General features: G+C 66.9%; 23 protein-coding genes. 8 read left to right on the top strand and 15 right to left on the bottom strand.

Translation table 11 applies throughout. The features are described from left to right. Window positions 1-13 precede the first annotated feature (13 nt). From modC to modA, 3 genes are read right to left on the bottom strand one after another with little or no spacing between them, the layout of a single operon-like run. Complete coding sequence (gene modC / locus ACK4S9_RS05180; protein WP_409722428.1) at window positions 14-1,090, bottom strand: molybdenum ABC transporter ATP-binding protein; 1,077 nt, start codon at window positions 1,088-1,090, stop codon at window positions 14-16. Next, on the bottom strand, window positions 1,087-1,767 hold the full coding sequence (gene modB / locus ACK4S9_RS05175; protein WP_409722425.1) for a molybdate ABC transporter permease subunit: 681 nt from the start codon (window positions 1,765-1,767) through the stop codon (window positions 1,087-1,089). Before modB ends, modC begins: the two co-directional genes overlap by 4 nt. 6 nt (window positions 1,768-1,773) lie before the next feature. Then, window positions 1,774-2,520, bottom strand: a complete 747-nt coding sequence (modA, locus tag ACK4S9_RS05170) for a molybdate ABC transporter substrate-binding protein (protein ID WP_409722422.1) — start codon at window positions 2,518-2,520, stop codon at window positions 1,774-1,776. Between the two features lie 155 nt (window positions 2,521-2,675). Between modA and ACK4S9_RS05165 the strand changes: the two genes are divergently transcribed. Next, window positions 2,676-3,161, top strand: a complete 486-nt coding sequence (locus tag ACK4S9_RS05165) for an SRPBCC family protein (protein ID WP_409722419.1) — start codon at window positions 2,676-2,678, stop codon at window positions 3,159-3,161. A gap of 41 nt (window positions 3,162-3,202) precedes the next feature. Here ACK4S9_RS05165 and ACK4S9_RS05160 read toward each other — a convergent pair whose 3' ends face one another. Further along, a complete protein-coding gene (locus ACK4S9_RS05160; RefSeq protein WP_409722416.1) occupies window positions 3,203-4,642 on the bottom strand; it encodes a dihydrolipoyl dehydrogenase in 1,440 nt (479 codons plus the stop codon). A gap of 85 nt (window positions 4,643-4,727) precedes the next feature. Between ACK4S9_RS05160 and ACK4S9_RS05155 the strand changes: the two genes are divergently transcribed. Further along, window positions 4,728-5,621 carry an oxygenase MpaB family protein gene (locus ACK4S9_RS05155; protein WP_409722413.1) on the top strand — a complete coding sequence of 298 codons (894 nt, stop codon included), beginning with the start codon at window positions 4,728-4,730 and terminating at the stop codon, window positions 5,619-5,621. On the opposite strand, the gene ACK4S9_RS05150 is transcribed toward ACK4S9_RS05155, so the two are convergent. The 4 genes from ACK4S9_RS05150 to hemE all read right to left on the bottom strand — a co-directional run bounded on the left by ACK4S9_RS05150 (window position 5,590) and on the right by hemE (window position 10,964). Next, complete coding sequence (locus tag ACK4S9_RS05150) at window positions 5,590-6,411, bottom strand: hypothetical protein (protein ID WP_409722410.1); 822 nt, start codon at window positions 6,409-6,411, stop codon at window positions 5,590-5,592. The two genes, ACK4S9_RS05155 and ACK4S9_RS05150, sit on opposite strands and share 32 nt — an antisense overlap. Before the next feature lie 36 nt (window positions 6,412-6,447). Then, entirely contained in the window at window positions 6,448-7,140 is a 693-nt protein-coding gene (locus ACK4S9_RS05145; protein ID WP_409722407.1) for a hypothetical protein, read from the bottom strand. Between the two features lie 165 nt (window positions 7,141-7,305). Beyond that, on the bottom strand, window positions 7,306-9,312 hold the full coding sequence (locus ACK4S9_RS05140; protein WP_409722404.1) for a primosomal protein N': 2,007 nt from the start codon (window positions 9,310-9,312) through the stop codon (window positions 7,306-7,308). Between the two features lie 572 nt (window positions 9,313-9,884). Next, window positions 9,885-10,964: a uroporphyrinogen decarboxylase gene (hemE, locus tag ACK4S9_RS05135; protein ID WP_409722400.1), complete on the bottom strand. Its 1,080-nt coding sequence runs from the start codon at window positions 10,962-10,964 to the stop codon at window positions 9,885-9,887. A gap of 100 nt (window positions 10,965-11,064) precedes the next feature. Here hemE and ACK4S9_RS05130 point away from each other — a divergent pair, with 100 nt between their 5' ends. The 6 genes from ACK4S9_RS05130 to ACK4S9_RS05105 all read left to right on the top strand — a co-directional run bounded on the left by ACK4S9_RS05130 (window position 11,065) and on the right by ACK4S9_RS05105 (window position 22,611). After that, on the top strand, window positions 11,065-12,978 hold the full coding sequence (locus tag ACK4S9_RS05130) for a S9 family peptidase (protein ID WP_409722397.1): 1,914 nt from the start codon (window positions 11,065-11,067) through the stop codon (window positions 12,976-12,978). Then, a complete protein-coding gene (locus tag ACK4S9_RS05125) occupies window positions 12,975-17,090 on the top strand; it encodes an SNF2-related protein (protein WP_409722394.1) in 4,116 nt (1,371 codons plus the stop codon). The genes ACK4S9_RS05130 and ACK4S9_RS05125 overlap by 4 nt, the downstream gene beginning before the upstream one ends. A 49-nt stretch (window positions 17,091-17,139) precedes the next feature. Beyond that, a complete protein-coding gene (locus ACK4S9_RS05120; RefSeq protein ID WP_409722391.1) occupies window positions 17,140-17,622 on the top strand; it encodes a hypothetical protein in 483 nt (160 codons plus the stop codon). A 116-nt stretch (window positions 17,623-17,738) separates the two neighbouring features. After that, window positions 17,739-19,640, top strand: coding sequence for a DUF885 domain-containing protein (locus ACK4S9_RS05115; RefSeq protein ID WP_409722388.1), 1,902 nt, complete (start codon window positions 17,739-17,741; stop codon window positions 19,638-19,640). 296 nt (window positions 19,641-19,936) lie between these two features. Further along, on the top strand, window positions 19,937-21,673 hold the full coding sequence (locus tag ACK4S9_RS05110; protein WP_409722385.1) for a PHB depolymerase family esterase: 1,737 nt from the start codon (window positions 19,937-19,939) through the stop codon (window positions 21,671-21,673). Between the two features lie 140 nt (window positions 21,674-21,813). Then, entirely contained in the window at window positions 21,814-22,611 is a 798-nt protein-coding gene (locus ACK4S9_RS05105; RefSeq protein ID WP_409722381.1) for a CsgG/HfaB family protein, read from the top strand. A gap of 21 nt (window positions 22,612-22,632) precedes the next feature. On the opposite strand, the gene tatC is transcribed toward ACK4S9_RS05105, so the two are convergent. The 7 genes from tatC to hisF all read right to left on the bottom strand — a co-directional run bounded on the left by tatC (window position 22,633) and on the right by hisF (window position 26,298). Continuing rightward, entirely contained in the window at window positions 22,633-23,385 is a 753-nt protein-coding gene (gene tatC, locus ACK4S9_RS05100) for a twin-arginine translocase subunit TatC (protein WP_409722377.1), read from the bottom strand. Then, window positions 23,386-23,898 (bottom strand): Sec-independent protein translocase protein TatB, encoded by a 513-nt coding sequence (gene tatB / locus ACK4S9_RS05095; RefSeq protein WP_409722374.1) that lies wholly within the window; start codon window positions 23,896-23,898, stop codon window positions 23,386-23,388. Window positions 23,899-23,907: 9 nt separating this feature from the next. After that, entirely contained in the window at window positions 23,908-24,147 is a 240-nt protein-coding gene (tatA, locus tag ACK4S9_RS05090; protein WP_409722371.1) for a Sec-independent protein translocase subunit TatA, read from the bottom strand. A 112-nt stretch (window positions 24,148-24,259) separates the two neighbouring features. Next, window positions 24,260-24,634, bottom strand: a complete 375-nt coding sequence (locus ACK4S9_RS05085; protein ID WP_409722368.1) for a histidine triad nucleotide-binding protein — start codon at window positions 24,632-24,634, stop codon at window positions 24,260-24,262. A gap of 154 nt (window positions 24,635-24,788) precedes the next feature. Beyond that, window positions 24,789-25,127 (bottom strand): phosphoribosyl-ATP diphosphatase, encoded by a 339-nt coding sequence (locus ACK4S9_RS05080; protein ID WP_409722365.1) that lies wholly within the window; start codon window positions 25,125-25,127, stop codon window positions 24,789-24,791. Next, window positions 25,124-25,534: a phosphoribosyl-AMP cyclohydrolase gene (gene hisI, locus ACK4S9_RS05075; protein WP_409722362.1), complete on the bottom strand. Its 411-nt coding sequence runs from the start codon at window positions 25,532-25,534 to the stop codon at window positions 25,124-25,126. The genes ACK4S9_RS05080 and hisI overlap by 4 nt, the downstream gene beginning before the upstream one ends. Window positions 25,535-25,536: 2 nt before the next feature. Beyond that, the gene (hisF, locus tag ACK4S9_RS05070) at window positions 25,537-26,298 is read right to left on the bottom strand and encodes an imidazole glycerol phosphate synthase subunit HisF (RefSeq protein ID WP_409722359.1); all 762 of its coding nucleotides are present in this window, start codon (window positions 26,296-26,298) and stop codon (window positions 25,537-25,539) included. Window positions 26,299-26,401 lie beyond the last annotated feature (103 nt).

The raw sequence follows: 26,401 nt of genomic DNA, 5'->3' as shown, positions 1-26,401 counted from the left end.
TGCAACAATCATCCTAGGCCAGCAGTGCGACCGCCTTGACCTGCGCCCAGACCGCCAGGCCGGGACGGATTTCCAGTTCGCGCCGCGAGCGTTCGGAGATGCGGGCAAGGAGCGGCACCTCGCCCATGCGCATCTGCACCAGCACGTGGCCCGGCGTGTCGGTGGCGGCGCTCGCCGTCACGACCGCCGGCAGCAGGTTGACGATGCTGCTGCGGTGGGGCCGCTCCAGCGCGATGCTGACATCCCTTGCGTGGATGCGGCAGCGCAGGCGGCTGCCCAGCGCTTCGCTGCGCCGTCCGACGTACAGGGAGCCGCCCGCGAACGACAGGCGCGACAGCTCATCGGCTTCATGTCCGGCCAGCACGGTATCGAGCACCACCCCGGTATCGTCGGCGAATACCGGCGGCAGGTCGGCACGGGCCAGGGTCTCGGTGAGCGGGCCGCTGGCCACCACGCGTCCGGCGTCGAGCAGCACCAGGTGGTCGGCCAGGCGCGCCACTTCATCCGGCGCGTGGCTGACGTAGACGATCGGGATGGACAGCTCGTCGTGCATGCGCTCCAGGTAAGGCAGGATTTCCTGCTTGCGCCGCAGGTCGAGCGCGGCGAGCGGCTCGTCCATGAGCAGCAGGCGCGGCGAGGACAGCAAGGCCCGCGCGATCGCGACACGCTGGCGTTCTCCGCCGGAGAGACTGGCCGGCTTGCGCTCGAGCAGGGTCGCGATGCCGAGCATCGCCGCCACCGCCCCGAGTTCGAAGCGCCGCTCGGCGCCGGCGACGCGCCGCAAGCCGAATTCGAGGTTGCCGCGCACAGTCAGGTGCGGGAACAGGCTGGCCTCCTGGAACACCACGCCGAGGGCGCGCCGGTGGGTCGGCACGAACAGCCCGCGCGCCTCGTCCTGCCACACCTCGCCGTCCAGCGCGACGTAGCCGTTCGGCGCCCGTTCGAGGCCGGCGAGCGCGCGCAGGCAGGTGGTCTTGCCCGAGCCCGAGGGGCCGAACAGGGCGCTCACGCCGCGGCCCGGCAGGGCGAGGTCGACATCCAGCAGGAAGCCGCCGCGGTCGATGCGGAACCTGGCGCGGATGCCGCTCATCCGCGGATGCCTTTCAGCGATGGCGGATTGAAGGTGTACAGCGCCAGCAGCACCACGAAGCTGAACACCAGCATGCCGCCGGCCAGCCCGTGCGCCTGCGCATACTCCATCGCCTCGACATGGTCGTAGATCTGGACGGACACCACGCGGGTCTTGTCCGGGATGTTCCCACCGATCATCAGGATCACGCCGAATTCACCGATCGTATGCGCGAAGCCGAGCACCGCGCCGGACAGGAAACCGGGGCGCGCCAGCGGCACCACCACCGACCAGAAGCTGTCCCAGGGACCGGCCCGCAGGGTCGCGGCGACTTCCAGCGGACGTTCGCCGATCGCCTCGAAGGCATTCTGCAGGGGCTGCACGACGAAGGGCATGGAATAGAAGACCGAGCCGATCACCAGTCCGGGAAAGGTGAACGCCAGGGTGCCCAGGCCGAGGGCCTCGGTCGTGCGTCCGATAGGGCCGTTCGGTCCCATGGCGACCAGCAGGTAGAAACCGAGCACGGTCGGCGGAAGCACCAGCGGCAGGGCCACGACCGCCCCGACCACGCTTTTCATACGCGAACGCGTGCGCGCCAGCCACCACGCGACCGGCGTCCCGAGGATCAGCAGGAGGATCGTGACGATAGCCGCCAGCTTGAGGGTCAGCCACACGGCTGCGAGGTTGCTCCCTTCCATGCCGGCTTACAGTTCGTAGCCGTAGGAGGCGATGATGGCGCGCGCCTTGTCCGACTTCAGGTAGTCCAGCAGGGCCGCCGCGGCAGGGTTGGCGCGCCCCTTGGCCAGGAGCAGCGCATCCTGGCGGATCGGATCGTGCAGGCTGGCCGGCACGATCCAGCCGGACCCCGAGGCGATCCGACCGTCCCTGGCCACCTGGGACAGCGCGACGAAGCCGAGCTGCGCATTGCCCGTGCTGGCGAACTGGTGGGTCTGCGCGATGTTCTCGCCCTGCACCAGCCTGCCCTGCACCGTGTCGAACAATCCCAGCTTTTTCAGGACCGCCACCGCCGCCGTGCCATAGGGCGCGGTCTTCGGATTGGCGATCGCGATGTGCCTGACATCGCTGCTGCGCAATACTTCGCCCCCGGCATCGACGTAGCCTTCCCGCGCCGACCACAGGACCAGCCTGCCGACCGCATAGGTAAACCGGGTGCCGGGCACCGCCTGCCCTTCCCGTTCCAGCCGTGCCGGGGTGTCGTCGTCCGCGGCAAGCAATACCTCGAAGGGCGCGCCGTTCTTGACCTGCGCATAGAACTTGCCCGTGGAACCGAAGGCCAGCTTCGCCCGGTGGCCGGTGTCCTTGCCGAATTGCGCGGCAATGCGTTGCATCGGGGCGGTGAAATTGGCGGCGACCGCTACCTGGACTTCCCCGGCCCGGGCGCCCGCGGCGCATGCCATGGCAATGAGGGCGAGACTGATGAAACGCTGCATGACACCCTTTCGAGACCGGGACTGTTGAGAACTACCGTTATATTACCAATGAAAGCGCGCGCTTCCCCGCTGGGGGAGGGCGACGCGCGGGCGCGCAATCGGGTACCATCGCAGCCTTGTGGCGCCACGCGCCAGGGCCTTATTCGGACTGCACCATGAAATTTGAACATCTCATCCAGATCAACGATCCGCTCAACCCGCTGATCGACACCATTTCGATCGAACAGCTGTGGCGCGGGCTGGTGCTGCGCGCCGAGTCGCCGACCATGTTCGTGCCGCACCTGGACGAATGCACGATCGGCAGCCGGACCAGCGGTAGCTTCGCGCGCCGCCTGCGCTACGGCGACCTGGTGATCGACGACGTCGTGTACCTGACCCCACTGAAGGAAGTGCGCTACGAAGTGCCGGCCCAGGGCGAGATCGCTCCCTCCAGCCTGAGGATGATCATCGAGGCGCCGACCGACGCCGTACTGCTGGTGCGCTTCTGCTACGACGATGGCCAGGGCGAGCACACCGACCCGGCCAACGCGATGTACGACGACTTCAAGCGCTCCGCCTACCAGGAAGCCGACATCGACACCGTGCGCATCCTGCGCCAGCTGGCCGGCGAGGGCAAGCTGGATGCGAGTTACTTGAATTAAGTTTCGCTAATCTTTTTCGAGACTGATTAAGCTGAGCTGAATTACGTCCCCGGCTCGGTATCGGCCGCGTCGACGTCGCTCTCCCCTTTCGCCAGATTTTGCGCCAGGTCGCGCAGCGCCGTGCGCACGCCTTCCTCGATCACCGGGTGATAAAAGGGCATCTCCAGCATCTGGTCCACCGTCATGCGCATCTGGCATGCCCAGGATAGAAGATGCGCCAGGTGCTCGGCGCGCGGCGCGATCATCTCGGCGCCCAGGAAGCGGCGCGAGCCGTATTCCGCATACACCCGCAGCATCCCCTTGTTCTGCAACATCACCCGGCTGCGGCCCTGGTTCGCGAAGGACACGGAACCCACCGCGAACTTGCGCTTGCCCCCTTCGCACAGGCTGCGGTAGCTCGCGCCCAGGGTGGCGATGTTCGGTTCGGTGAACGCCACCCCGATCGGGGTGCGGCGCAGGCCGGGGCGCACGTCCGGATAGCGGCCCGCGTTGTCGCCGGCGATCTTGCCGTGGTCGGCCGCGTCGTGCAGCAGCGGGCGCTCGTTGTTGGCGTCGCCGGCAATGAAGATGTGGCTGGTCCCGCACTGCATGGTGCGGGTATCAAAAAGAGGAATGCCGTCCGGACCGCGCTCCAGCCCCGTATGCTCCAGTCCGATGTCGTGCACGTTGGGCCTGCGGCCGGTTGCCATCAGCACGACCTGGAAGCGTTCGGTCTGTTCCGCGCCGAGGGCGTCGCTGACCGTGAGCGCCACTGCATCGTCTTCCTGCACCGCGCCCACCACCTTCGACTGGAACTGGATGTCGAGCTCCTCCGCGAGCACGCGGGTGGCGCTGCGCAGCACTTCCGGGTCGCTCAGGTGGGCGATACTGCCGCCGCGCGCGAACAGCTTCACGCGCACGCCCAGGCGGTGCAGGGCCTGGCCCAGTTCCAGGCCGATCACGCCGGTGCCGATCACGGCTACCGACTGTGGCAGGTCGTCCCAGTAGAACACGTCGTCGCTGGTGGCGATGCCGGGGCCGACGTTCTCCAGCTCAGGCAGGCGCACGGGCGTGGAACCGGTGGCGATGACGATGCGGCCGGCGGTGATCTCGGTATGGTCGTCCACCGCCAGGGTATGGGGGCCGGTGAAGCGCGCATGGCCGCGCAGCTTGTCCTCATCGTCGAAGGATTCCACGCTTTCCAGCACGAAGCCGACGAAGCGGTCGCGCTCGCGCCGCACCCGTTCCATCACGGCGCGGCCGTCGATGCGGACCTCGCCCGCATGCACGCCGAAGGGCGCGCTGTGGCGCATCGCATGGGCGCTTTCCGCCGCCGCGATCAGGAGCTTGCTGGGCATGCAGCCGACCCGCGCGCAGGTGGTGCCGTAGTGGCTGCTTTCGATGACCACCACCCGGGCCCCTTGCGCCTTCGCCGCCCGATAGGCCGTCATGCCGGCGGTGCCGGTGCCGATGATGGCGACATCCACGTCCAGTTTGTTCATCGTCTTCTCCGGGTCTCTCTACAGAACATGACGAAACGATACGCGATTTTCAAGCGGACCGCCGGACCCGCGCCGATATGCGACCATGCTCGCGTTCAACCCGGGAGAAGCCATGCTGGAATCGTTCAAGGAGCTGCTGCGCCCGCCTCCCGGCATGGCCTTCGACTTCAGCCAGCCGGCGGGCGAGCCGGCGCTCGCTCCCAGCGACGGCATCGCCTGGCAAGTGTTCGCCAACCCGGTGGTGCTGTTCATCGGCGGTGTGGCGGCGGTGCTGCTCGAGCTGAGCGAGCCCTCGGTGCGCTCGGGCGTATGGGACCATGGCGGCTTCCAGCGCGACCCCGCCATGCGCCTGCGCCGCACCGGCTTCGCGGCCATGATGACCGTCTACGGTCCGCGCTCGGCGGCGCAGCAGATGATCGCGCGCGTCGTGCGCATGCACGACCGGGTCTCGGGCACGACGCCCGGCGGCCGTCCTTATCATGCGAACGACCCGCGCCTGCTCGACTGGGTGCAGGCCACCGCCACCTTCGGCTTCACCGAAGCCTACCACCGCTACGCGCAGCCCCTGTCCGCAGGTGAAAAGGATGCCGCCTTTGCCGAAGGCGAGCCTGCCGCCCGGCTGTACGGGGCGACCGGGGCGCCGCGCTCCTGGGCGGCGTGGGAAGCGCTGCTGCGCGAGACCGCGCCGGGGCTGGAGGGCTCCGGCATCCTGGCCGAGTTCCTGCGCATCATGGAAGAGACGCCGCTGGCGCCGGGCGTGGTCCGTCCCCTGCAGCGCCTGCTGGTGCGCGCCGCGGTGGAGATCGTGCCCGAGCCGGTGCGTTCGCTGCCGCAGCTGCGCGGGCGCGGCCTGCGGCCCGGCGAGGCGGCCCTGGTGCGGACCCTGGCGCGCGCCAGCGCCCTGCTGCCCCTGGGCGACACCCCGGCCAGGCAGGCGGCCCGGCGGCTCAGCGCATCTGGTACTCGATCCCGAAACTGAAGTTCATCTCGACCACGGTATCGGCCGGGATGCCGCCGGGATGCGGATAGCGCTGCAGGGCGCGATTGGCCACGCGGCTCAGCTCCGTCTCGAAACCGTCCGCCATCCGGCGCGACTTGCGGTCGCGCAGCGCGTCGACCATGACCCAGCCCACCATCTCGTACTCGCGCGATTCGCCGCGCTGCAGGTCGATGCGCGGTATGCCCGGCAGGAAGCGCAGCTTGACGTCGCCGCCGATCGCATGGGCCGCCGCCTGGTCCGGATACTTCACCTCGGCGCCAATGGTGGACAGCACGCCGACATAGTAGTTGCAGATGGACAGCCGGGCCTGCGGCCAGGTCTTCAGTTCCGCGACGAAGCGGTCGGGGTCCGCCAGCGCTTCCTTCGGCATGCCGCACGCTCCCGACCGGAACGGGGGCGTCTTCGTCGCCCACCAGAGCGCGGCCGCCACGTCGGCGCCATTGGCCGGGTCGGCGTAGCCGGCCGCGATCCGCGCGGCGCCATCCTTCTCGCCCGCGTCATGCGCCTGGACGTAGAACGTGACGGCACGGTCCCAGTCGCGCCGCACGCAGATGCCGTTCTCGTACATCGAGCCGGCCAGCAGGTAGACTTCAGGGTACTCGTTCTTCAGGCCGCTCTTGAGCCGGTCCACGGCCTGCTGGCAGTTCTGCGCGGCGATGCTGCCGCGGATGGCGTCGACGGCCAGGGAGCCGGAACGGGTGCCCGCGCCGGCGTGCAGCGCCGTGCCGCACGTGGCGAGCAGCAGGGTTGCGGTGAACAATGCGCGCATGGTGGCCTTTCTCATGGAGGCAGCAGTTAAAGCGATTTACCGGAGCTCGAACACATATCTCACCGAGGCCTCGGTACTGGCCGGAATGCCCGGTGGTTGCGGATAACGGCGCAAGGCGCGATTGGCGGCTTCCCGCAGCGTCGTTTCGAAGCCCGCCCTGGTGGCTGCCTTGTCCGGCAGCGTATCGCCGCCGTCCGCCCCCTCGCCCAGGTCGATCCGCGGCGCCGCCGGGAGGAAGCGCAGCACGACCTCGCCGTCCCTGCCCAGCCTCTGCGCCCGCCTGGGATACTTCACTTCCGCGGAGATGGTCGAGATCACGCCGACCATGTAGTTGCACAGCGCCAGCTTGCCGCGCTCCCAGGTAGTTAGTTCGGCAACGAAGCGGTCGGGATCCTGCTGCGCTGCCGCGCTGACCACACAGGATGCGTAGCGCGCGCCGCCGCGGTCGCGCAGGCCCCACCAGAGCGCCGCCGCGACATCGGGGCCATTGGCGGGATCGGCATAACCGGCCGCCAGACGCTCGGCGGCCAGCGGCAAACCGCCCTGGTAAGCCTGAATGTAGAAGGTGATCGCAGTGTCCCAATCGGGCTTGACGCAGATGCCTTGCTCATGCATCGATCCGGCCAGCAGCGCCACTTCCGGATAGCCGGCCTTGAGGCCCTCCTTGAGAAGACCGACGGCGCCGTCGCAGTTGCGCCCTTCGATCCGGCTGCGCACGCTTTGCACCATGTCCCATCCATCGTCCGATCCGGCGTGCGCCGGCGCCGCCGGCGACAGGGCGAGCACGACGGCAAGTAAAACGGCGCAAGTGCGCAAGACAGGCTCTCTTCGCGTGACAGAAACGCCGACTCTATCAAAGAATCGCCGGGCGAAACTCACGAATAATTGCAGCGCTCAGATATCGAGCGGATCGACCTCGAGCGACCAGCGCACGCGCGACTTCATGCCGCGCAGGATCTCGACCCATTCGCGCAGGAAGGCCTGCAGGGCCGGGCGCGAGCTCGATTCCACCAGCAGCTGCGCGCGGTCGACGTTGTGCACGCGCGTCATCGTCATCGGGATCGGGTCGTTGATCATCACGGCGTCCCATACCAGGCTGTCGCGCGCCGCCTCCAGGAAGGCGATCGCATTGGCCAGCTCGGGCGCCTCGGCGCGCAGCAGCGCCTGGTACATGAAGGGCGGCAGGCCGGCCTGGCGGCGTTCTTCCAGCAGGCTGCCGGCGAAGCGGTCGTAGTCGTGGCGCATGACGGCGCCATACAGCGGGTGGCTGGCGTAGCGGGTCTGCACCAGCACCTCCGAAGCGGCTCCGGCCCGCCCGGCCCGGCCCGCCACCTGCATCAGCTGGGCGAACAGGCGCTCGCTGGCGCGGTAGTCCTGCGAGAACAGGGCGGTGTCCGGGTTCAGGATGCCCACCAGGGTGAGCTTCTTGAAGTCGTGGCCCTTGGCGACCATCTGGGTGCCGACCAGGATGTCCACCTCGCCCCGGTGCACGGTGTCGAAGGCCGCCTGGGCGCTGCCCTTCAGGCGGGTGGAATCGGCATCGATGCGCAGGATGCGCGCTTCCGGGAACATCGCCGCCAGGCCTTCCTCGATGCGCTGGGTGCCGCGCCCGAGCGGCTGCAGGTCGACGTTGCCGCAGGTCGGGCAATGGCGCGGGATGCGCAGTTCCAGGCTGCAGTGGTGGCAGCGCAGCCGGTGCTCGGGCCGGTGCAGCACCATGAAGGCGGTGCAGCGGGTGCAGTTGCTGATCCAGCCGCAGGCGTCGCAGCAGATCACCGGGGCGTAGCCGCGCCGGTTCAGGAACAGCAGCGACTGTTCGCCGCGATCCAGGCGCGTGCGCAGCGCGGCGATCAGGGCGCCGGTCAAGCCATCCTTGGGGCGGTCGCGCTCCATGTCGACCAGCTTCACGGTAGGCAGCACGGCGTCGCGCACGGCGCGCTCGCGCAGCTCCAGCTTGCGGTAGCGGCCGGACTGGGCGTGGTGCCAGGTCTCGAGCGAGGGCGTGGCCGAGCCGAGCACGATCGGGATGCCCAGCTGGTGCGCGCGCCACACGGCCAGGTCGCGCGCCGAATAGCGCAGGCCTTCCTGCTGCTTGTACGAGGGGTCGTGCTCCTCGTCGATGATGATCAGCTTGAGGTTCGGCAGCGAGGACAGGATGGCCAGGCGCGTGCCCAGCACGATGCGCGCCCGGCCCTGGTGGGCGGCCAGCCAGTGCAGCATGCGCTCGCCCTCGGACAGGCTGCTGTGCAGGGTGGCCAGCATCACGCCGGGGAAGCGCGCGCGGATGTTCCCTTCCAGCTGCGGCGTCAGGTTGATTTCCGGGACCAGGATCAGGATCTGGGCGTCCTGCTCGCGCGCCAGCACCTGGGCGCAGGCCTGCAGGTAGACCTCGGTCTTGCCGCTGCCGGTGACGCCGTACAGCAGGATCGGGGTAAAGCCCTGCGCCGCGCCGATGCTGCCGGCCGCCTCCTGCTGCGCCGGGTTCAGCACAGGCATGCCGGACGGCGTCGGATCGTGCGGACTCCCATCCTTGGCCAGTTTTTTCAGCGCGCGGTCCAGCGCCACGGTCTTCGGCACCCGCAGGTTCTTGGGCAGGCCGGGCAGCGCCACCTCGCCCAGCGGGCGCTGGTAATAGTCGGCGGCGAAACGCGCCAGCGCCAGCCAGCGCTCGGACAGCGGCGAGAGCTGGCCGCGCACGGCGATCGCATCCTTCAGCTTGTCCGGCGGGACCTCGGTGTCTCCCTTGACGGCCACGATCAGGCCCACCACTTCGCGCCGCGCGAAGGGCACCAGCACCAGTTGGCCCACCGCCGGCTCTTCGCCCGGCTGGCATTCCCAGCGGTAATCAAAGCAGCTGTTGAGCGGTGTATCGAGCGCGACCTGTAGGAAGCAGTGTGCCAAATCCGACCTTCTTGAGTAGGAAACCAGGACCAATAAGCTGTGGAAAACTTTGTGAATAGCGCTGTACTTGACCCCGTTCGAGGTTTACGTTAGATCAACTCAAAACGCCCGATTCACTCGAACAACAAAAAAATACCGAATAAAATCAATAACTTGCAAATCAAGAGTTATCCCTGTTAACAACCCAGGCCGGAATCGGCTTGCTGTGCATAACTGCACATGTGTGTTGGGAAAACTCGCTGCGGTGCACCAGAATCTTCACACCTTACTTGAAGAGTTGAGCTAAGTCCGCGTAAACGAAGCACTTTTCACAACTCATCCGTCATCCTGTGTATAACTTTGTGAACAATGGACAGGAAGCGGGGACAATTTATCAGTAAGGCATCCAGGTACCTGTGTATACCTACAGTTCACCATGAAAAAAACGCTGAAGAATCATTGATTTACGTATTTTCAGGTTTGACAAAGATGTCCACAGGAATAATTTTGCGGTTTGACGAACTTGTGAACAAGTGTGATTTTGCTGTGGCAATGCTTGCCACAGCCGGGGACAATACTTTTCGCCCTGGAGCTCAGCTGCGCTGCTGGCGGCTGAAGCTGTGCACGGCGTCGACCATGGCGGTGACCGACTCCGGCGGAGTGAACTGCGAAATGCCGTGGCCCAGGTTGAACACGTGGCCATGACCGTTCGACGGCTTGCCGTAGGCGGTCAAGGAGCGCTCGACCTCGGCGCGAATCTGCTCCGGTTCGGCAAACAGGATGGCCGGGTCGAGGTTGCCCTGCAGGGCCACGCGGTCACCGACCAGCGCGCGCGCCTTGCCCAGGTTGACGGTCCAGTCCAGGCCCAGCGCATCGGCGCCGATGTCCGCCATTTCGTCCAGCCACAGGCCGCCGCCCTTGGTGAACACGATCGCCGGGATGCGAACGCCGTCCTTCTCACGCTGCAGCTGGCTCACCACCGTCCGCATGTAGTTCAGCGAGAACTCCTGGTAGGCGCCGTCGGCCAGCGCGCCGCCCCAGGAATCGAAGATCATCACGGCCTGGGCGCCGGCGTCGATCTGGGCGTTCAGGTACTGGCTGACCGCGCGCGCATTGGTGTCCAGGATGTGGTGCATCAGGTCGGGGCGGGCATACATCATCTTCTTGATGGTGTGGAACTCACGCGAACCGCCGCCTTCGACCATGTAGCAGGCCAGGGTCCAGGGGCTGCCCGAGAAACCGATCAGGGGCACGCGGCCGTTGATGGCGGTGCGGATCTGGGTCACCGCCTTGAAGACGTAGTCGAGCGACGCCATATCCGGTACCTGCAGGGCGCGTACCTCGGCCTCGGTGCGCAGCGGGCGCTCGAATTTCGGGCCTTCGCCGTCGGCGAAGTACAAGCCCAGGCCCATCGCATCCGGCACCGTCAGGATGTCCGAGAACAGGATCGACGCGTCCAGCGGATAGCGGTCGAGCGGCTGCAGGGTGACTTCGGTGGCGAAATCCGGATTCTTTGCCAGCCCCAGGAACGAGCCCGCCTGCTTGCGCGTGGCGCGGTACTCCGGCAGGTAGCGGCCCGCCTGGCGCATCAGCCACACCGGGGTGTAGTCGGTCGGCTGGCGCAGCAGCGCACGCAGGAAGGTGTCGTTCTGGAGCGGGGCGAATTGTGGCATGGCTGGCAATGAATGCGGAGGGAAAACCTCCATTATCGCATCTTTGGGCCCCCATTTATAATGCGCTCTTGTACCGAGCCAGCCATTGAGAGAACCCGTCATGACCAAACAGCAAGCCCCTTGCGGCACCTGGACCTCACCGATCACCGCCCCCGTCGTCGCGGCCGGCGCCACGCCGCTGGCTTCGCTGGTGCTCGACGGCGCCGAGCTGTACTGGCTGGAGGGCCGGGCCAGCGAGGCCGGCCGCTCGACGCTGGTGGGGAGCCGCGGCGAACTGACCCCGATGCCGTTCAACGTGCGCAGCAAGGTGCACGAATACGGCGGCGGCGCCGTCACGGTCGCCGATGGCGTCGCCTGGTTCTCGAACCACGCCGACAGCCGCCTCTACCGGGTCGACGCCGGCGCGCAGCCGGTGCCGGTCACGGCCCAGGACAACAAGCAGCGCTACGCCGACTTCGTGGTCGATGCGCAGCGCCGGCGCCTGGTCGCCGTGCGCGAGGACCATGCGGCCGGCGGCCACACCCCCGAGAACACGATCGCCGCCATCGGCTTCGACGGCCTTGAAACCGTGCTGGTGGACGGCAACGACTTCTATGCCGCGCCGCGCATCTCTCCGGATGGGCGCCACCTGGCCTGGCTGTGCTGGGACCATCCGCGCATGCCCTGGGAAGGCAGCGAGCTGTGGCTGGCCGACATCATGGAAGACGGCACGCTGGCCAATGGCCGGCTGGTGGCGGGCGGGCCGCAGGAATCGGTCTGCCAGCCAGAGTGGTCCCCTAGCGGCGTACTGCACTTCGTGTCCGACCGCAGCGGCTGGTGGAACCTGTACCGCTTCGAACATGGCGTGGTGCAGGCGCTGTGCCCGCGCGAGGCGGAATTCGGCGGGCCGCTGTGGACCTTCGGGAACTCGCTGTACGGTTTCCGCGGCGAAGACGACATCGTCTGCGCCTACATCGAGGGCGGGGTCAGCAAGCTGGGACGCCTGCGCGGCGGCGAACTGACCGCGATTGCCACGCCCTACGAGGAAATCCGCGAGCTGCGCGTGAACGCGCACACGGTCGCGCTGCTGGGCGGCGCGCCCACCGTCGCGCTGGAGCTGGCACGCATCGACCTCGACGGCGGCCGGCACCAGGTACTGGCCCGCTCGATAGCGCAACTGCCTGGCGTGGGCTACCTGTCGGTCCCGCAATCCATCAGCTACCCGAGTGCGAACGGCCGCACCGCCCATGCCTTCCACTATCCGCCGACCAATGCCGATTTCGCTCCGCAACATGGCGAACTGCCGCCCCTGATCGTGATCGGCCACGGCGGCCCGACCGGCATGGCGGCCAGCACCCTCAAACTGGCGACCCAGTTCTGGACCAGCCGCGGCTTCGCCGTGCTGGACGTGAACTACGGCGGCAGCACCGGCTTCGGCCGCGCCTACCGCGACCTGCTCAAGGGCCAGTGGGGCGTGGTCGACGTGGAGGACTGCGTGGCCGGCGCCCGTTACCTGGCCGAGCAGGGCCTGGTCGATTCGGAGCGCCTCTTGGTGCGCGGCAGCAGCGCCGGCGGCCTGACGACCTTGTCCGCCCTCGCCTTCCACGACCTGTTCAAGGCCGGCGCCTGCTACTACGGCGTGTCCGACCTGGCCGGGCTGGATGCCGATTCGCACAAGTTCGAATCGCACTACAACCAGTACCTGATCGCGCCGCCGGAGCGCGCCGAACAGGTCTACCGCGAGCGTTCGCCGATCCACCACACCGACAAGCTGCAGCGCCCGATGATCTTCTTCCAGGGCCTGGACGACATGGTGGTGCCGCCCCAGCAGTCCGAAACCATGGTCGAGGCGCTGCGCGCGCGCCGGGTGCCGGTGGCCTACATCACCCTGGAGGGCGAAGGCCACGGCTTCCGCAAGGCCGAGAGCGTGATCACCACGCTGGAATCCGAGCTGGTGTTCTACCTGCGCGTCTTCCACATTCCCGTGCCTGCCGGCCTGCCGGCGGTGGAGATCGAGAACCTGCCGGCTGCATGATCTTTCAAGAACTGGATACCGGCGAAGCGGCGATCCTGTCCCTGCTGGCGCTGGCCGGCGAGCCGATGGGCCGCCAGCGCATCCTCGAGCACCTGATGGCCGCCGGCCTGCCGCTGCCGCCCGAGCAATGGGCAGCCGAGCTGGCGCGCCTGCGCGACGCCGGCCTGGTGCTCGACGCCGGCGAACGCGGCGTCACGATCGCGCCCGGCGCCGTCTGGCCGGCCATCGAGCATGCCTTGTCGGGAGACTTGCTCGCCAGCCTGCGCGCCGCCTACGAACGCGTCACGCCTTTGCGCCGCGACTGGCAGGGCACGCCCGTTCTGCGCAGCTACCGCCAAGGACTGGCCCTGCTGCGTATGGCCCTGCTGGCCGGCGAGAACGGATCGACGGTTACGCCGCTGCTGGCCGCCTGCCTGCGCTGCCATGAAGCGTCCTACCTGCATCCGTTGGTCGAGGTCTGCGCGCGCCCCTTCGAGCCGGCCCTGCTCGAGCGCATCGATCCCTCGCTGCGCGACGGCGTGCTGGCGACCCTGGTCCAGCATGCGCAGCGCGAACCGCTGCTTGCGCCGGCAATTCGCGCCGCTGCGGAAAGCTACGCAAGCCAGGGCGACCCGTCGATCGCGCTGCGCATCGCGCTCGGCGAACACCTGATCCTGTGCGGCCGGCTCGATGAGGCGTCGATGCTGCTGCTCGAGGTCGACGACGCGGCCGGCCTGTTCTTGCGCAATGTGATCGCCCTGCTGCGCGACGAGGCCGATCTCGCCCTGCCCGGCATCGAAGCGGCGCTCAAGCAGCTGCGCCGCGAGACCGGCAAGCGCAAGGCCGTGTTCGACGGCATCGGCGCCCACCTCTACCTGGCCGCGCTCCTGCGCGGCAACCAGCCTGCCCAACTGAAGCTGGCCGACGCCTGGCTGGAGATCGCCACCCGCGCGGTGCAGCGGCCTGACACCGCCGTCATCTTCCAGCTCAGCATGCTGCAGGAGATCCGCCGCGGCACCGTGGATGCCGAGGTGCTGGCCTCGCGCGGCTGGGAGATGGCGCTCGAACCCTTCACCTTCCGCGCCCTGATGCACCACTGGCTCGGCCTGCCGCAGCTGCAGGGCAAGCGCAAGGACATCGAGGACATGCTGGCCCAGTCCGAGCGCGCTGGCTTCGACCTGCTGTCGGCCCAGCTGGCAGCGCTGCTGGCGCACATCGGCGGGCCGGGTGCCGTCACGTGCGAACAGCGTGCGAGCGAACTGCGCAGGGCGCACCGTCTCACCGACCTGACCCACTGGTTCGAGCGCGAAGAACCCTGGGAGCGCCAGCTCAACGCCCTGATCAACCTGCAGCCGGCGCTGAATGCCGAAGTGGTGCGCGAATCGCGTCTGGTGTGGATGATCCGCTACGACGAGCACATGGGCGTGCAGGAACTGGAACCGCGCGAGCAGAAGCGCGACGCCCAGGGCGGCTGGAGCCGCGGCCGCGCAGTCGGCCTGAAGCGCCTGGCCGAAGACGCCCAGGCACTGGACTTCCTCACCGCCCAGGACCTGCAGGCGGTGGCAAGCATTGCCGGCCGCCGCTACTACGGCAGCACCGGCATCCGTTTCGAGTTCGAACGCGACAAGGCGCTCGCCGCCCTGGTCGGCCATCCGCTGCTGTTCTGGATGGACTCGCCCGGCACCCGCGTCGAGCTGCTGCCGGGCGAGCCCGAGCTGCACGTGAAGGCGCGCGCCGGCAAGGTGACGATCTCGCTGCACCCCACGCCGGGCGAACAGGACGGCGAGGTCATCGTCACCCGCGAGACCCCGACCCGCCTGCGCCTGGTACGCGTCAATGAGGAGCACCGGCGCATCGCCGCCATCGTCGGCGATGGCCTGGAAGTGCCGGCGGAAGCCGAACGGCGCGTGCTGCGCGCGATCAGCGCGATCTCCTCGATCGTCACGGTGCAGTCGGACATCGGCGCCAGCCCGGGCGACATCGAGCAGGTGGCGGCCGACCCGCGCCTGCACCTGCACCTGCGCCCCTACCAGCAGGGCCTGAGCATGCAGGTGCTGGTCCGTCCGCTCGATGGCGGCGCCTATTACTCGCCCGGCAGCGGCGCGGAAAGCGTGATCGCCGACGTGAACGGGATCCGCACCGAGGCCAGGCGCGACCTGAATGCCGAGCGCGAGGCCGAGCGCCAGCTGGTGGGCGCCTGCCACGCGCTCGAGCATGGTGAACTCGAGCACGGCGAATGGCTGCTGGGCCAGCCCCTGCTGTGCCTGGAGCTGGTGGACGAGCTGCGCCAGCTGGACCCGGCGAAGGTGGTGGTGGCCTGGCCGGAAGGCGAAAAATTCCGCGTCTCGAAACGCGCGAATGCGAAGTCGGTGCGCATCCAGGTCCGGCGCGACCGCGACTGGTTCGCGGCCAATGGCGACATCGTGGTCGACGAGCAGCGGGTGATGGACCTGCGTTCGCTGCTCGAGCGCGTGCGCGAAGGGAAAAGCCGCTTCGTGGCGCTGGGCGACAACGAATACCTGGCCCTGAGCGACGAGCTGCACCGCCGCCTGATGGAGCTCGCCGACTACGGCACGATCCACGGCGAGGAGCTGCGCATGCACCCGCTGGCCAGCTTCTCGCTGGCGGAACTGGCGCGCGAGGCCGGCAGCGTGGACAGCGATGCGGCCTGGCGCAAGCATTTGCAGCGCAGCGCCGACAGCGAAGCCTTTACGCCCACGCTGCCGTCCACCCTGCAGGCCGAACTGCGCGACTACCAGCGCGAGGGTTTCGAATGGCTGGGGCGCCTGGCCTATCTGGGCGTGGGCGCCTGCCTGGCCGACGACATGGGTCTTGGTAAAACGCTGCAGGCCCTGGCGCTGCTGCTCACGCGCGCCCCCGAGGGGCCGGCGCTGGTGGTGGCGCCGACCTCGGTGTGCCTGAACTGGATCGCCGAAGCCCAGCGCTTCGCGCCGACCCTGAATCTGAAACTGTTCGGGCCGGGCGATCGCGCCGCGACGATCGAGGCAGCCGGCCCCTTCGACGTGGTGGTGGCCAGTTACGGCCTGCTGCAACAGGAAGCGGCGCTGTTTGCAAAACGGCCATGGCACAGCATCGTGCTGGACGAGGCCCAGGCCATCAAGAACATGCACACCAAGCGCTCGCAGGCCGTGATGGCGCTGCAGGGGAACTTCCGCATGGCGGCCACCGGCACCCCGCTGGAGAACCACCTGGGCGAGTTGTGGAACCTGTTCCGCTTCATCAACCCCGGCCTGCTGGGCAGCGCCGACCAGTTCCAGCTGCGCTTTGCCGGGCCGATCGAAAAAGCGCAGGACAAGCGCGCCGAGCTAGGCGCCAGGAGCCGCCTGCGCCGGCTCACCCAGCCCTTCATTCTGCGCCGCACCAAGGCCCAGGTACTCACCGAACTGCCGCCGCGCACCGAGATCGTGGTGCCGGTTGACCTGACCCCGGAGGAAAGCGCGCTGTACGAATCGCTGCGCCGCGACGCCCTCGACAAGCTGGCCGCGCTCGAAGCGCCGGAAAGCCAGAAGTCGATCGAGATCCTGGCCGAGATGATGCGGCTGCGCCGCGCGGTCTGCAATCCGGAGCTGGTGGCGCCCGGCGCCGGCATCGCCAGCAGCAAGCTGGTCGCGTTTGCGCGCCTGGTGGACGGCCTGCTGGAAAACCGCCACAAGGTGCTGGTGTTCAGCCAGTTCGTCGACCACCTGAGCCTGATCCGCAAGTACCTCGACGGCAAGCACATCCCCTACCAGTACCTCGACGGCGCCACCCCGATGCAGGAGCGCAAGCGCCGCGTGGATGCCTTCCAGGCCGGCGAGGGCGAGCTGTTCCTCATCAGCCTGAAGGCGGGCGGCGTCGGCATCAACCTGACCGCGGCCGACTACGTGATCCACATGGACCCGTGGTGGAACCCGGCGGTGGAAGACCAGGCCTCGGACCGCGCCCACCGCATGGGCCAGCAGCGCCCGGTCACCATCTACCGCCTGGTGGCGCGCGGCACCATCGAAGAAGGCATCGTCGACCTGCACGGCCGCAAGCGCGACCTGGCCGACAGCCTGCTCGAAGGGACCGAGATGGCCGCGCGCATGTCGCCGGGCGAGATGCTGGCCATGCTGAAGCAGGGTCTGGCGTAGGGCGGCATTCCATGTGATCATGCCGCTTTTTACAGAAGAGTAAAGACGGATGAAACTGGACAAAGCGGCAACGGCGGCGCAGGCCCGCGTCATCGGCGTCAAGTCGTGGACTGCCTACGCCGGCGTGCTGGCGCTGGCCGCGCTGCTGTTCCTGGTCGCGGTGCCGTTCGCCTTCCGCTGGAACGAACTGACCGCCGCCGCGGTCATGGCGGGCTCAAGCCTGCTCGTCGGCTACCGCTTCCTTCTCGTGCGCAGCGTGCAGCTGTACTACGACGACATCGGCATCTGGGTGGTCTCGGGCATCCTGCCGTGGACACGAAGAGTGGCCGGGGTGAAGTGGCGCGACATGATGGAAGCCAGCTACGCGGGCGGCTTCTTTGCCTGGATAACGCGCTCCTACACGGTACACGTCGGCCACCGCTTCACCCCAGGCAGCAGCATCGTCCTGCACCAGATCGCGCGCGGACGCGAAGCCGTGGAAACGGTCAACGCCATCCACCAGCAGATGATCCGTTCCGGCGCTGTCGATTAAGTGTCGGAATGTTTCAGCCATGCGCAAGCGGGCTGAATGGTGCTACTCTTCCGGGCTCCGCCTTGCGCTTGCCGCGCGGCGGAAGCCGACCTTTTAATTGACAGGGTTCGAACAGGATGATGAAAACGAAGATCGCGCTGGCAGTCCTGCTGGCGAGTTTCGCGCTGGCGCCGGCCAGCGCCAAGACCACCAAGCCCGCCAAGGGCAAGGCCAAAGCCGCCAAGGTGGTCAAAGCGAAAACGGGCAAATCCAAGGCGCCGGTCAAGAAAGGCGGAAAGAAAGCCGCTGTCGCCACGGCCGCCGCAGCGACGGCCGCCACCGCGGTGGCCGCCAGTCCGCGCGCGGGCGCAAGCGAAAAGCGCCTCGACCGCCGCTTCGATTCGATGAGCATGCAGTACCTGACCGCCCTGTGGCGCGTCGACCCGGAAGGCGGCATCTACGTCGGCAAATTCGACCAGGCCGCCAACCTCACCATTCCGGATGCCGCCACCCGCGCCAAGAAGCTGGCCTTCGCCAACGAATGGCTGGAGAAGTTCGGCAAGCTCGATACCCGGCAGCTGTCGGACCGCCAGCGCACCGACCTGGCCCTGTTAGTGAACAAGCTGGAAAAAGACCGCTGGAACCTGACGACCTGGCGCGAATACGAGTGGAACCCGGCACTGCACAACGTCGCCCAGCCGCTCGACCTGATCCTGAATACCGAATACGCGGCCAAGCCGCAGCGCCTGCGCACCATCCTCAAGCGTCTGACCAACGTGCCGGCCTTCTACGCCGCGGCGCAGGCCTCGATCGCCAACCCGACCCGCGAGCACACCCAGCTCGCCATCGCGCAGGCGCCGGGCACCATCGCGGTGCTGGCCGACCTGGGCAAGGCGGCGCAGGAATCGATCCTGACGCCGCAGGAAAAGGCGATCTTCGCGCAACGCGTCGCCAATGCCGGCACCGCGGTGCTGGCCTATGTCGACTTCCTCGACGCGCTCGACAGGAGCGCGGCCAAGCCGCGCCCCTTCCGCGCCGGGAAGGCGCTGTACGAGCAGAAGTTCGCGCTCGAGATCCAGTCGTCCAGTAGCGCCGAACAGACCTTCCGCAAGGCCCTTGCCACGCGCGAAGAGCTGCTCGCCCGCATGGACACGATCTCGGACGAACTGTGGCCGCGCTACATGCAAGGCAGGGCCAAGCCGCGCGACCGCTTCCAGAAGATCGGCATGATGATCGATAAGCTCTCCGAGCGCCACGTCTCGCGCGAGAACTTCCTGCCCGAGATCCGCCGCCAGATCCCGGCCCTGCACAAGTTCGTCCTTGAAAAGAACCTGCTCACGCTGGACGCCGACAAGCCGCTGGAAGTGCGCGAGACCCCGATGTACCAGCGCGGCGTGGCCGGCGCCAGCATCGACGCGCCGGGCCCCTACCGGCCGAAGGACAAGACCTATTACAACGTCACGCCGCTCGACAACCTCACGCCGGAACAGGCCGAGAGCAGCCTGCGCGAGTACAACGAGTGGATCCTGCAGATCCTGAACATCCACGAGGCGATTCCCGGCCACTACGCCCAGCTGGTGTATGCGAACCGTTCGCCATCCCTGGTGAAGTCGCTGTTCGGGAACGGCGCGATGGTCGAGGGCTGGGCCGTCTACGGCGAGCGCATGATGCTGGAGAACGGCTACGGCGACAACGCGCCCGAGATGTGGCTGATGTACTCGAAGTGGAACCTGCGCAGCGTCACCAACACCATCCTCGACTACGGCGTCCACGTGCTCGGCATGCAGCAGCCCGAGGCGATCGACCTGCTGGTGCGCCAGGCCTTCCAGACCCGCCAGGAAGCCGAGGAAAAGTGGCGCCGCGTAACGCTCACCTCGGTGCAGCTGACCAGTTACTACAGCGGCTACGAGCAGATCATGGCGCTGCGCGAACGCCGCAAGCAGCAGCTGGGCGAGCGCTTCAACCTGAAGGAATTCCACGACCAGTTCCTCAGCTATGGCAATGCGCCCGTGAAGATGATTTCGGAACTGATGCAGTAGCAACACTTTGATTTTGCACAGGAAAGCACCTGTGCAAAAGCGCACAAGCGGCGTGCTCGCGCTTCGCTTGTGCGCAATATCTCCAAGGCTAGAATGGATATGCCGCTCCCATACCCATCAGCCGGAGACCTTCAATGACTTCCCTTCCCGCGCCAGCGTCCTAGCGACGCGCCCGCCCGTCTTTCCTCTCGTTTCACCCGTTTCACCGACTCCGCATGCGGAACCCGGCGTGGCCTCGTCACGTCCATCCGCAAGCGCTTCCGTAGTGCAGACAAACGAACAGAACGGAGACTTCAATGGCATGCATGTTCACACGGGCCGCGCTCGCCGCCGCCTGCCTGGCCCTGGCCAGCCCCGCGTCCGCCCAACTCCAGGCCGGACCCGGCACCTGGAGCGCGAACCAGACCTGGGCCACCGACACCGTCAACGGCGGCGCCCTGACCGGTTACTACTACTGGCCCGCGACGGCGCCGCTACTCGACAACAAGCGCGCACTGGTGCTGGTGCTGCACGGCTGCGCCCAGACCGCGGCCAACGACGTCATTGCGGGCAGCAGCGACGCCGGCTACAACTGGAAGGCGGCGGCCGACCAGTATGGCGCCGTCATTCTCGCGCCGAACGCCACCGGCAACCTGTACGGCGCCCACTGCTGGGACTGGGCCGCGACCAACCGCAGCCGCAGCTACGGCCACAACGCGGTGCTGCTCGACCTGATCAACCGCTTCGTCAGCAACCCCCAGTATGCGATCGACCCGAAGCAGATCTACGTCACCGGCCTGTCCTCGGGCGGCGCCAAGACCATGGTGCTGGGCTGCGTGGCGCCCGACATCTTCGCCGGCATCGGCATCAACGCGGGGCCGGCGCCGACGGTGTCGACCTCGCAGATCTCCATGGTCCCCTCGGGCACCACCTCGAGCAGCGTGGCCGGCAGCTGCAGCTCCTGGGCCGGCAGCAATGCCAGTCATTTTGCCACCCAGGTCGCCGGCGTCGTCTGGGGCACCAACGACTACACGGTGGCCCAGGCCTACGGTCCGCTCAACGCCGCGGCCATGCGCCAGGTCTACGGCGGCAGCTACACCAAGGGTGCGACGAGCGCCGTGCCGACCGGCGGCAACAACGTGCCCTACACGGATGGCAACGGCAAGCTGCGGACCTCGGAACTCACCGTCACCGGAATGGGTCACGCCTGGCCCGCCGGCACCGGTGGCCAGAACGGCAACTACGTCGATGCGACCAAGGTCAACTACCCGGCCTTCGTGATGGACTTCTGGTTCAGGAACAACCTGCGGGTGGCGCGCGCGGCGGCGCCCAGCATGAGCGCGTGCAGCGCCAGCGTGTCGGGTTCGACGATCACCGTGAACGGCGCCGCCACCGATCCGGCAGGCAGCATCGGCAGCTACCGTGTGGTGCTGAGCGGCCCGACGCCGGTCGACGACAGCGCCGCCGGCAGCGGCGCCAGCTTCAGCAAGGCCTACGCGGCGCGCGCCGACGGCTATTACTCGGGCACGGTCACCGCCACCAACAACACAACCGGGCTGACCTCGAGCGCCTGCAGCATTCCGCAATTCCTGGTCGGCGCGGCGCCGGCCCTGCTGCCGCCTGCCGGCCTGGCCGTCGGCGCCCGCACGGCGAACAGCATCGCGCTCAGCTGGAATGCCTCGAACGGCGCTACCGGCTACAACCTCTATCGCAACGGGACCAAGCTGAACGGTACGCCGCTCGCCGGCACCAGCTACCTTGACGCCGGCCTGACGGCGGCCACCAGCTATACCTACCAGGTATCGAGCACGGGGAATGGCGGTGTCGAAAGCGCGAAGTCGGCCAGCGTGACGGCATCGACCACCTCGGGCTCCGTCTGCACCACGACGACGGCCAGCAACTACGCGCACGTGACGGCGGGGCGGGCCCATGCCAGCGGCGGCTATGCACTGGCCAAGGGCTCGAACCAGAACATGGGCTTGAACAATACCTTCTATACGACGACGCTGGCGCAGACCGCGGCAGGGTATTACGTCATCGGGAATTGTCCGTAAAGCCTGCGCAAGGACAGGGGCTTGCTCCAAGCTTGTCGTGGCTCGCCCTTACTCAACAGCTCGCTTGATGGGGGATAAGCCGTGCCGGGCAGCGCTTCGTAGCATTGGGGGTCTCCGTTTTTTACCATAAGGATGCCTGAATGAAACTAATCCTGCCCTTGCTGGCCCTCGCTTCCCTGTCCCTCGCCGGCTGCGCCACCTCGCCCAGCATCGGCGCATCCGGCGCCAAGACCGTGGCCACCGGCTCGGCCGGTGGCAGTAACGCGGTCGGCGCCAACGACAAGCTCGAGCGCTGCGACAAGAGCCTCGGCACGCTGGCCATCGTCGAGGAGGCGAACCAGCCATGGCTGAACCAGTTCACCGCCGAGTACCGCATGCAAAGCACGGTGCCGCTGCTGCGCATGATCATCCAGCAGTCGAACTGCTTCGTCATCGTCGAGCGCGGCCAGGCTTTCCGCAGCATGCAGGGCGAGCGCGCCCTGATGGAATCCGGCGAACTGCGCAAGACCAGCAATATCGGCAAGGGCATGATGGCCGCGGCCGACTACACCATGACGCCCTCGATCACCTTCAGCCAGAAGGGAACCGGGGGCCTGAGTGGCCTGGTGGGCGGCAGGATCGGCGTGGTCGCCTCGCTGGTCGGCGGCTCGATGAAGTCGAACGAGGCCTCGACCATGCTGCTGCTCACGGACAACCGCTCGGGCGTGCAACTGGCCGCGGCCGAGGGCAGCGCGCAGAACTGGGACTTCGGCATGCTGGCCGGCTTCTTCAGGGGTGGTCTGGCGGGCGCGCATGGCTTCAGCAACTCGCCGCAAGGCAAGGTACTGGCGGCGTCCTTCATGGATTCGTACAACCAGATGGTGAAGGCGGTGCGCACCTACAAGGCCCAGTCGGTGGAGGGTGGACTGGGCAACGGCGGGGTGCTGCGCTCGAACTAGGCGAGCGCCGGGAGCGGTCTGTTAGGCGTGCTCTTCGGGAGCACGCGTCATGCGCGCGAACATCGGCGCCACGATCAGGCCCAGTTCGTAGAGCAGGCACATCGGGATGGCCAGCGCCAGCTGGCTGACCACGTCCGGCGGCGTGACGATCGCGGCGATGACGAAGGCGCCGACGATCACGTAGGAACGGATCTCGCGCAGCTTCTCGATGCTGACGACCCCCATGCGCACCAGGATCACCACCGCCACCGGCACCTCGAAGGTGAAGCCGAAGGCCAGGCACATCGACATGACGAAGTCGAGGTAGTTCTCGATGTCAGGCGTCACCGCGATCGAGGATGGCGCGAACTCGCCGATAAAGTGGAACACGCGGCCGAACACGAAGAAGTAGCAGAAGGCCACGCCACCGATGAACAGCAGCGAGGACGAGATCACGAGCGGCAGCACCAGGCGCTTTTCGTGCGTGTACAGGCCGGGGGCGACGAAGGCCCATAACTGGTAGAACACCCAGGGCAATGACAGGATGAAGGCCAGCAGCAGCGTGACTTTCATCGGCACCAGGAAAGGCGAGATCACGCCGGTGGCGATCATGGTGGAACCCGCCGGCAGCGCGGCGACCATCGGCGCGGCCAGCAGGTCGTAGACCTGCGAAGGTCCCGGCCAGATGAACAGGGCCGCGCAGGCGATGGCGATCCCGATCGACGCCTTGACCAGGCGGTCACGCAGTTCGACGAGGTGGGAAATGAAGGTTTCGCCTGCGGCTTCTTCGGTCATCTAGAAAAAGGAAGTCTTTGGTTTGCTTGAACCCGGCCGGAACTTGCGCACCCGCGCGGCGCCGGAGAGCACATGGGTCTTGCCGCCGTGGCGGTGCTTGTACCAGGCCGGCACGGCCGAGGTACGCACCAGCTTCTTGCGCCGGAAGTCGCGCGCCTTGCGCTCGATGTCGCTGGTGCTGACGTACGCGTAGGTGGACGACGAGGAACCGGCGGAAGCCGTGTGCTCCCTGCCGTCCCATAGCGCTTCGACCTCGTCGACGTGGCTGGACATGGAATGCTCCACCTCGTCCTTGAACGATTGCGCGCTCTCGTGCACTTCCTTGTGCAGGTTGCGCAGCTCGTCGAGCTCGATCTCGCGGCTGACCTCGGACTTGACGTCGTGCAGGTAGCGCTGGGCACGCCCGTACAGGGTGCCCGCCATGCGCGCCACCTTCGGCAACTTTTCAGGCCCGATCACGATCAGCGCCACAACGCCGATGATCGCCAGCTTCGACAGTCCGAGATCGATCATGCCCGAATCTTAATGACGGGTCTTTTCGCGGGTTTCCACGTCGATGGTGGACTTGTCGGCCACCTGCTGCGTCGGCTGGGTGGTCGAGGCGTTCGGGTTCGCCTTGTCTTCCTCGCCCTTCACGCCATCCTTGAAACCCTTGACGGCCTTACCGAGATCGGAACCCATATTGCTGATCTTCTTGGTGCCAAACACCAGCATCACGACGACCAGCACGATCACCCAGTGCCAAATACTCATCGAACCCATGTTTATCTCCTAGCAAGGCGTATTGCGCCTGTAAATTCGGGAAAGCCTGCATTTCAGTATACGCCATGCAGGCGCGCTTACCCTACTTCTTGTCTGCATTAAATTTTTGTACTCAGGTACCAAGCCCGCGCCATGGGCGCTTGCCGCCGTACATGTGCAGGTGCAGGTGATAAACCTCCTGCCCGCCGTCCGGCCCGCTGTTGATCAGGGTCTTGAAACCACCGCTGCGTCCGCCGTTCCCGTCGGACTTGACGGCAACGCCATGCTCTTCTGCAAGCTTCGGCGCCAGCGCCAGCATCTTGCCCAGCACGGCCGCATGTTCCATGCCGCAATCGGACAAGCTGTCCACGTGCTGCTTCGGGATCACCAGGAGGTGCACCGGGGCGGCAGGGTTGATGTCCTTGAAGGCCAGCACGTCGTCGTCTTCATAGACGACATTGGCCGGAATCTGCTTGGCGACGATCTTGCAAAAAATGCAGTTATCCATCTTGTCTCCTGATCTCGATGACAGCGTTTCCACCCAGGAAACCCGTGCATCCTAGCGGCAGCGCATGACATGGGCATGACGCGCATGACTACCGTGAAGCCTGATTATGACACCGCTTGCGGCCAAGACAAGCGTGAGTAGGCGCTTACTGTGCTTATTCCTTGCGCGCGGCTTTCTCGTCGATGCCCGATACGCCTTCGCGGCGCGCCAGCTCGTCGATCACCTGCTGCGGCGTCAAGCCGAACTGCGCCAGCAGGACCATCGAGTGGAACCACAGGTCGGCCGTCTCGTACAGCACCTTGGAAGCGTCGCCCGAGACGCGCGCGTCCTTGGCGGCCATCACGGTCTCGGTCGCTTCTTCGCCGATCTTCTTCAGGATGGCGTCGTCGCCCTTGCTGAACAGCTTGGCGACATAGGAGGTTGCGGGGTCGCCGCCGGCGGCCGGCTTGCGCGACTCGATGGTGGCCGCAACGCGGGCCAGGATCTCACTCATGGGATATCGGATTTCTTATTCTGGGAATAGATGGTGTCGGGGTCCTGCAGCACGGGGTCGACCGCCTGCCATTCCTCGCCGTCGAAGCGCTGGAAGAAACAGGAGTGGCGCCCGGTGTGGCAGGCGATGCCGCCCTTCTGCTCGATTTTCAGGAGCACGACGTCCTCGTCGCAGTCGAGGCGGATCTCCAGCACCTTCTGGGTGTGGCCGGACTCTTCGCCCTTGTGCCACAGCTTCTTGCGCGAGCGGCTCCAGTAGACGGCTTCGCCCAGCTCCACCGTCCTGGCGAGCGCATCGCGGTTCATCCAGGCGAACATCAGGATGTCGCCGCTGGCGGCTTCCTGGGCGATGACCGGCACCAGGCCGTTCTCGTCCCAGCGCACCTTGTTCAGCCACTTGTTCGGCATGTTCACTCCAGGCGCATCGGGATACCACGTTCGGCCATGAAGCGCTTGGCCTCGCCGACCGTGTGCTGCCCGTAGTGGAAGATGCTGGCGGCCAGCACCGCGTCCGCATGGCCTTCGAGGATGCCGTCGGCCAGGTCTTGCAAGCCGCCCACGCCGCCGGAGGCGATCACGGAAATGCCGACCGCATCGGAGACGGCGCGCGTCAGGCCCAGGTCGAAGCCGGACTTGGTGCCGTCGCGGTCCATCGAAGTGAGCAGCAGCTCGCCGGCGCCGAGACTTTCCATCTTCTGCGCCCATTCGACGGCATCCAGGCCGGTCGCGTTGCGCCCGCCGTGGGTGAACACTTCCCACTTGCCGGGCGCGACCTGCTTGGCGTCGATCGCCACCACGATGCACTGCGAGCCGTGCTTCTGCGAGGCCTCGAGCACCAGCTGCGGGTTGGTGACCGCCGAGGTATTCATGCTGACCTTGTCGGCGCCGGCATTGAGCAGGCGCCGCACGTCCTCGACCTTGCGCACGCCGCCACCGACGGTGAGCGGGATGAACACGGTCGAGGCCACGGCTTCGATGATCGGCAGGATCAGGTCGCGGCCGTCGCTCGAGGCGGTGATGTCGAGGAAGGTGATCTCGTCGGCGCCCTGGCCGTCATAGCGGCGTGCGATCTCGACCGGGTCGCCGGCGTCACGCAACTCGGTGAAGTTGACGCCCTTGACCACGCGGCCGCCGGTGACGTCGAGGCAGGGGATGATGCGTTTTGCGAGCATAAAAATTCTGGCTTTGGCCTAAAAACGTTGGCCTACAAACCGTCGTTCCCGCGCAGGCGGGAACCCAATTTTTGCGTAAGCAGTCGAAACGCAAACAAACTTG

It is taken from the genome of Massilia sp., assembly GCF_046293535.1.
In the GTDB taxonomy this organism is placed as follows: domain Bacteria; phylum Pseudomonadota; class Gammaproteobacteria; order Burkholderiales; family Burkholderiaceae_D; genus Telluria.
Note: the sequence above shows the minus strand (reverse complement) of the source record. Positions and strands in the feature narration are given on the sequence as shown.

Coding starts and splice junctions, on each gene's coding strand:
- modB (WP_409722425.1), bottom strand. CDS start 1,767: ATGGAAGGGAGCAACCTCGCAGCCGTGTGGCTGACCCTCAAGCTGGCG.
- ACK4S9_RS05165 (WP_409722419.1), top strand. CDS start 2,676: ATGAAATTTGAACATCTCATCCAGATCAACGATCCGCTCAACCCGCTG.
- tatA (WP_409722371.1), bottom strand. CDS start 24,147: ATGGGTTCGATGAGTATTTGGCACTGGGTGATCGTGCTGGTCGTCGTG.
- tatB (WP_409722374.1), bottom strand. CDS start 23,898: ATGATCGATCTCGGACTGTCGAAGCTGGCGATCATCGGCGTTGTGGCG.
- ACK4S9_RS05115 (WP_409722388.1), top strand. CDS start 17,739: ATGATGAAAACGAAGATCGCGCTGGCAGTCCTGCTGGCGAGTTTCGCG.
- tatC (WP_409722377.1), bottom strand. CDS start 23,385: ATGACCGAAGAAGCCGCAGGCGAAACCTTCATTTCCCACCTCGTCGAA.
- hisI (WP_409722362.1), bottom strand. CDS start 25,534: ATGCCGAACAAGTGGCTGAACAAGGTGCGCTGGGACGAGAACGGCCTG.
- modC (WP_409722428.1), bottom strand. CDS start 1,090: ATGAGCGGCATCCGCGCCAGGTTCCGCATCGACCGCGGCGGCTTCCTG.
- ACK4S9_RS05150 (WP_409722410.1), bottom strand. CDS start 6,411: ATGCGCGCATTGTTCACCGCAACCCTGCTGCTCGCCACGTGCGGCACG.
- ACK4S9_RS05145 (WP_409722407.1), bottom strand. CDS start 7,140: ATGGTGCAAAGCGTGCGCAGCCGGATCGAAGGGCGCAACTGCGACGGC.
- hisF (WP_409722359.1), bottom strand. CDS start 26,298: ATGCTCGCAAAACGCATCATCCCCTGCCTCGACGTCACCGGCGGCCGC.
- ACK4S9_RS05080 (WP_409722365.1), bottom strand. CDS start 25,127: ATGAGTGAGATCCTGGCCCGCGTTGCGGCCACCATCGAGTCGCGCAAG.
- ACK4S9_RS05105 (WP_409722381.1), top strand. CDS start 21,814: ATGAAACTAATCCTGCCCTTGCTGGCCCTCGCTTCCCTGTCCCTCGCC.
- ACK4S9_RS05155 (WP_409722413.1), top strand. CDS start 4,728: ATGCTCGCGTTCAACCCGGGAGAAGCCATGCTGGAATCGTTCAAGGAG.
- hemE (WP_409722400.1), bottom strand. CDS start 10,964: ATGCCACAATTCGCCCCGCTCCAGAACGACACCTTCCTGCGTGCGCTG.
- ACK4S9_RS05085 (WP_409722368.1), bottom strand. CDS start 24,634: ATGGATAACTGCATTTTTTGCAAGATCGTCGCCAAGCAGATTCCGGCC.
- modA (WP_409722422.1), bottom strand. CDS start 2,520: ATGCAGCGTTTCATCAGTCTCGCCCTCATTGCCATGGCATGCGCCGCG.
- ACK4S9_RS05130 (WP_409722397.1), top strand. CDS start 11,065: ATGACCAAACAGCAAGCCCCTTGCGGCACCTGGACCTCACCGATCACC.
- ACK4S9_RS05110 (WP_409722385.1), top strand. CDS start 19,937: ATGGCATGCATGTTCACACGGGCCGCGCTCGCCGCCGCCTGCCTGGCC.
- ACK4S9_RS05120 (WP_409722391.1), top strand. CDS start 17,140: ATGAAACTGGACAAAGCGGCAACGGCGGCGCAGGCCCGCGTCATCGGC.
- ACK4S9_RS05125 (WP_409722394.1), top strand. CDS start 12,975: ATGATCTTTCAAGAACTGGATACCGGCGAAGCGGCGATCCTGTCCCTG.
- ACK4S9_RS05160 (WP_409722416.1), bottom strand. CDS start 4,642: ATGAACAAACTGGACGTGGATGTCGCCATCATCGGCACCGGCACCGCC.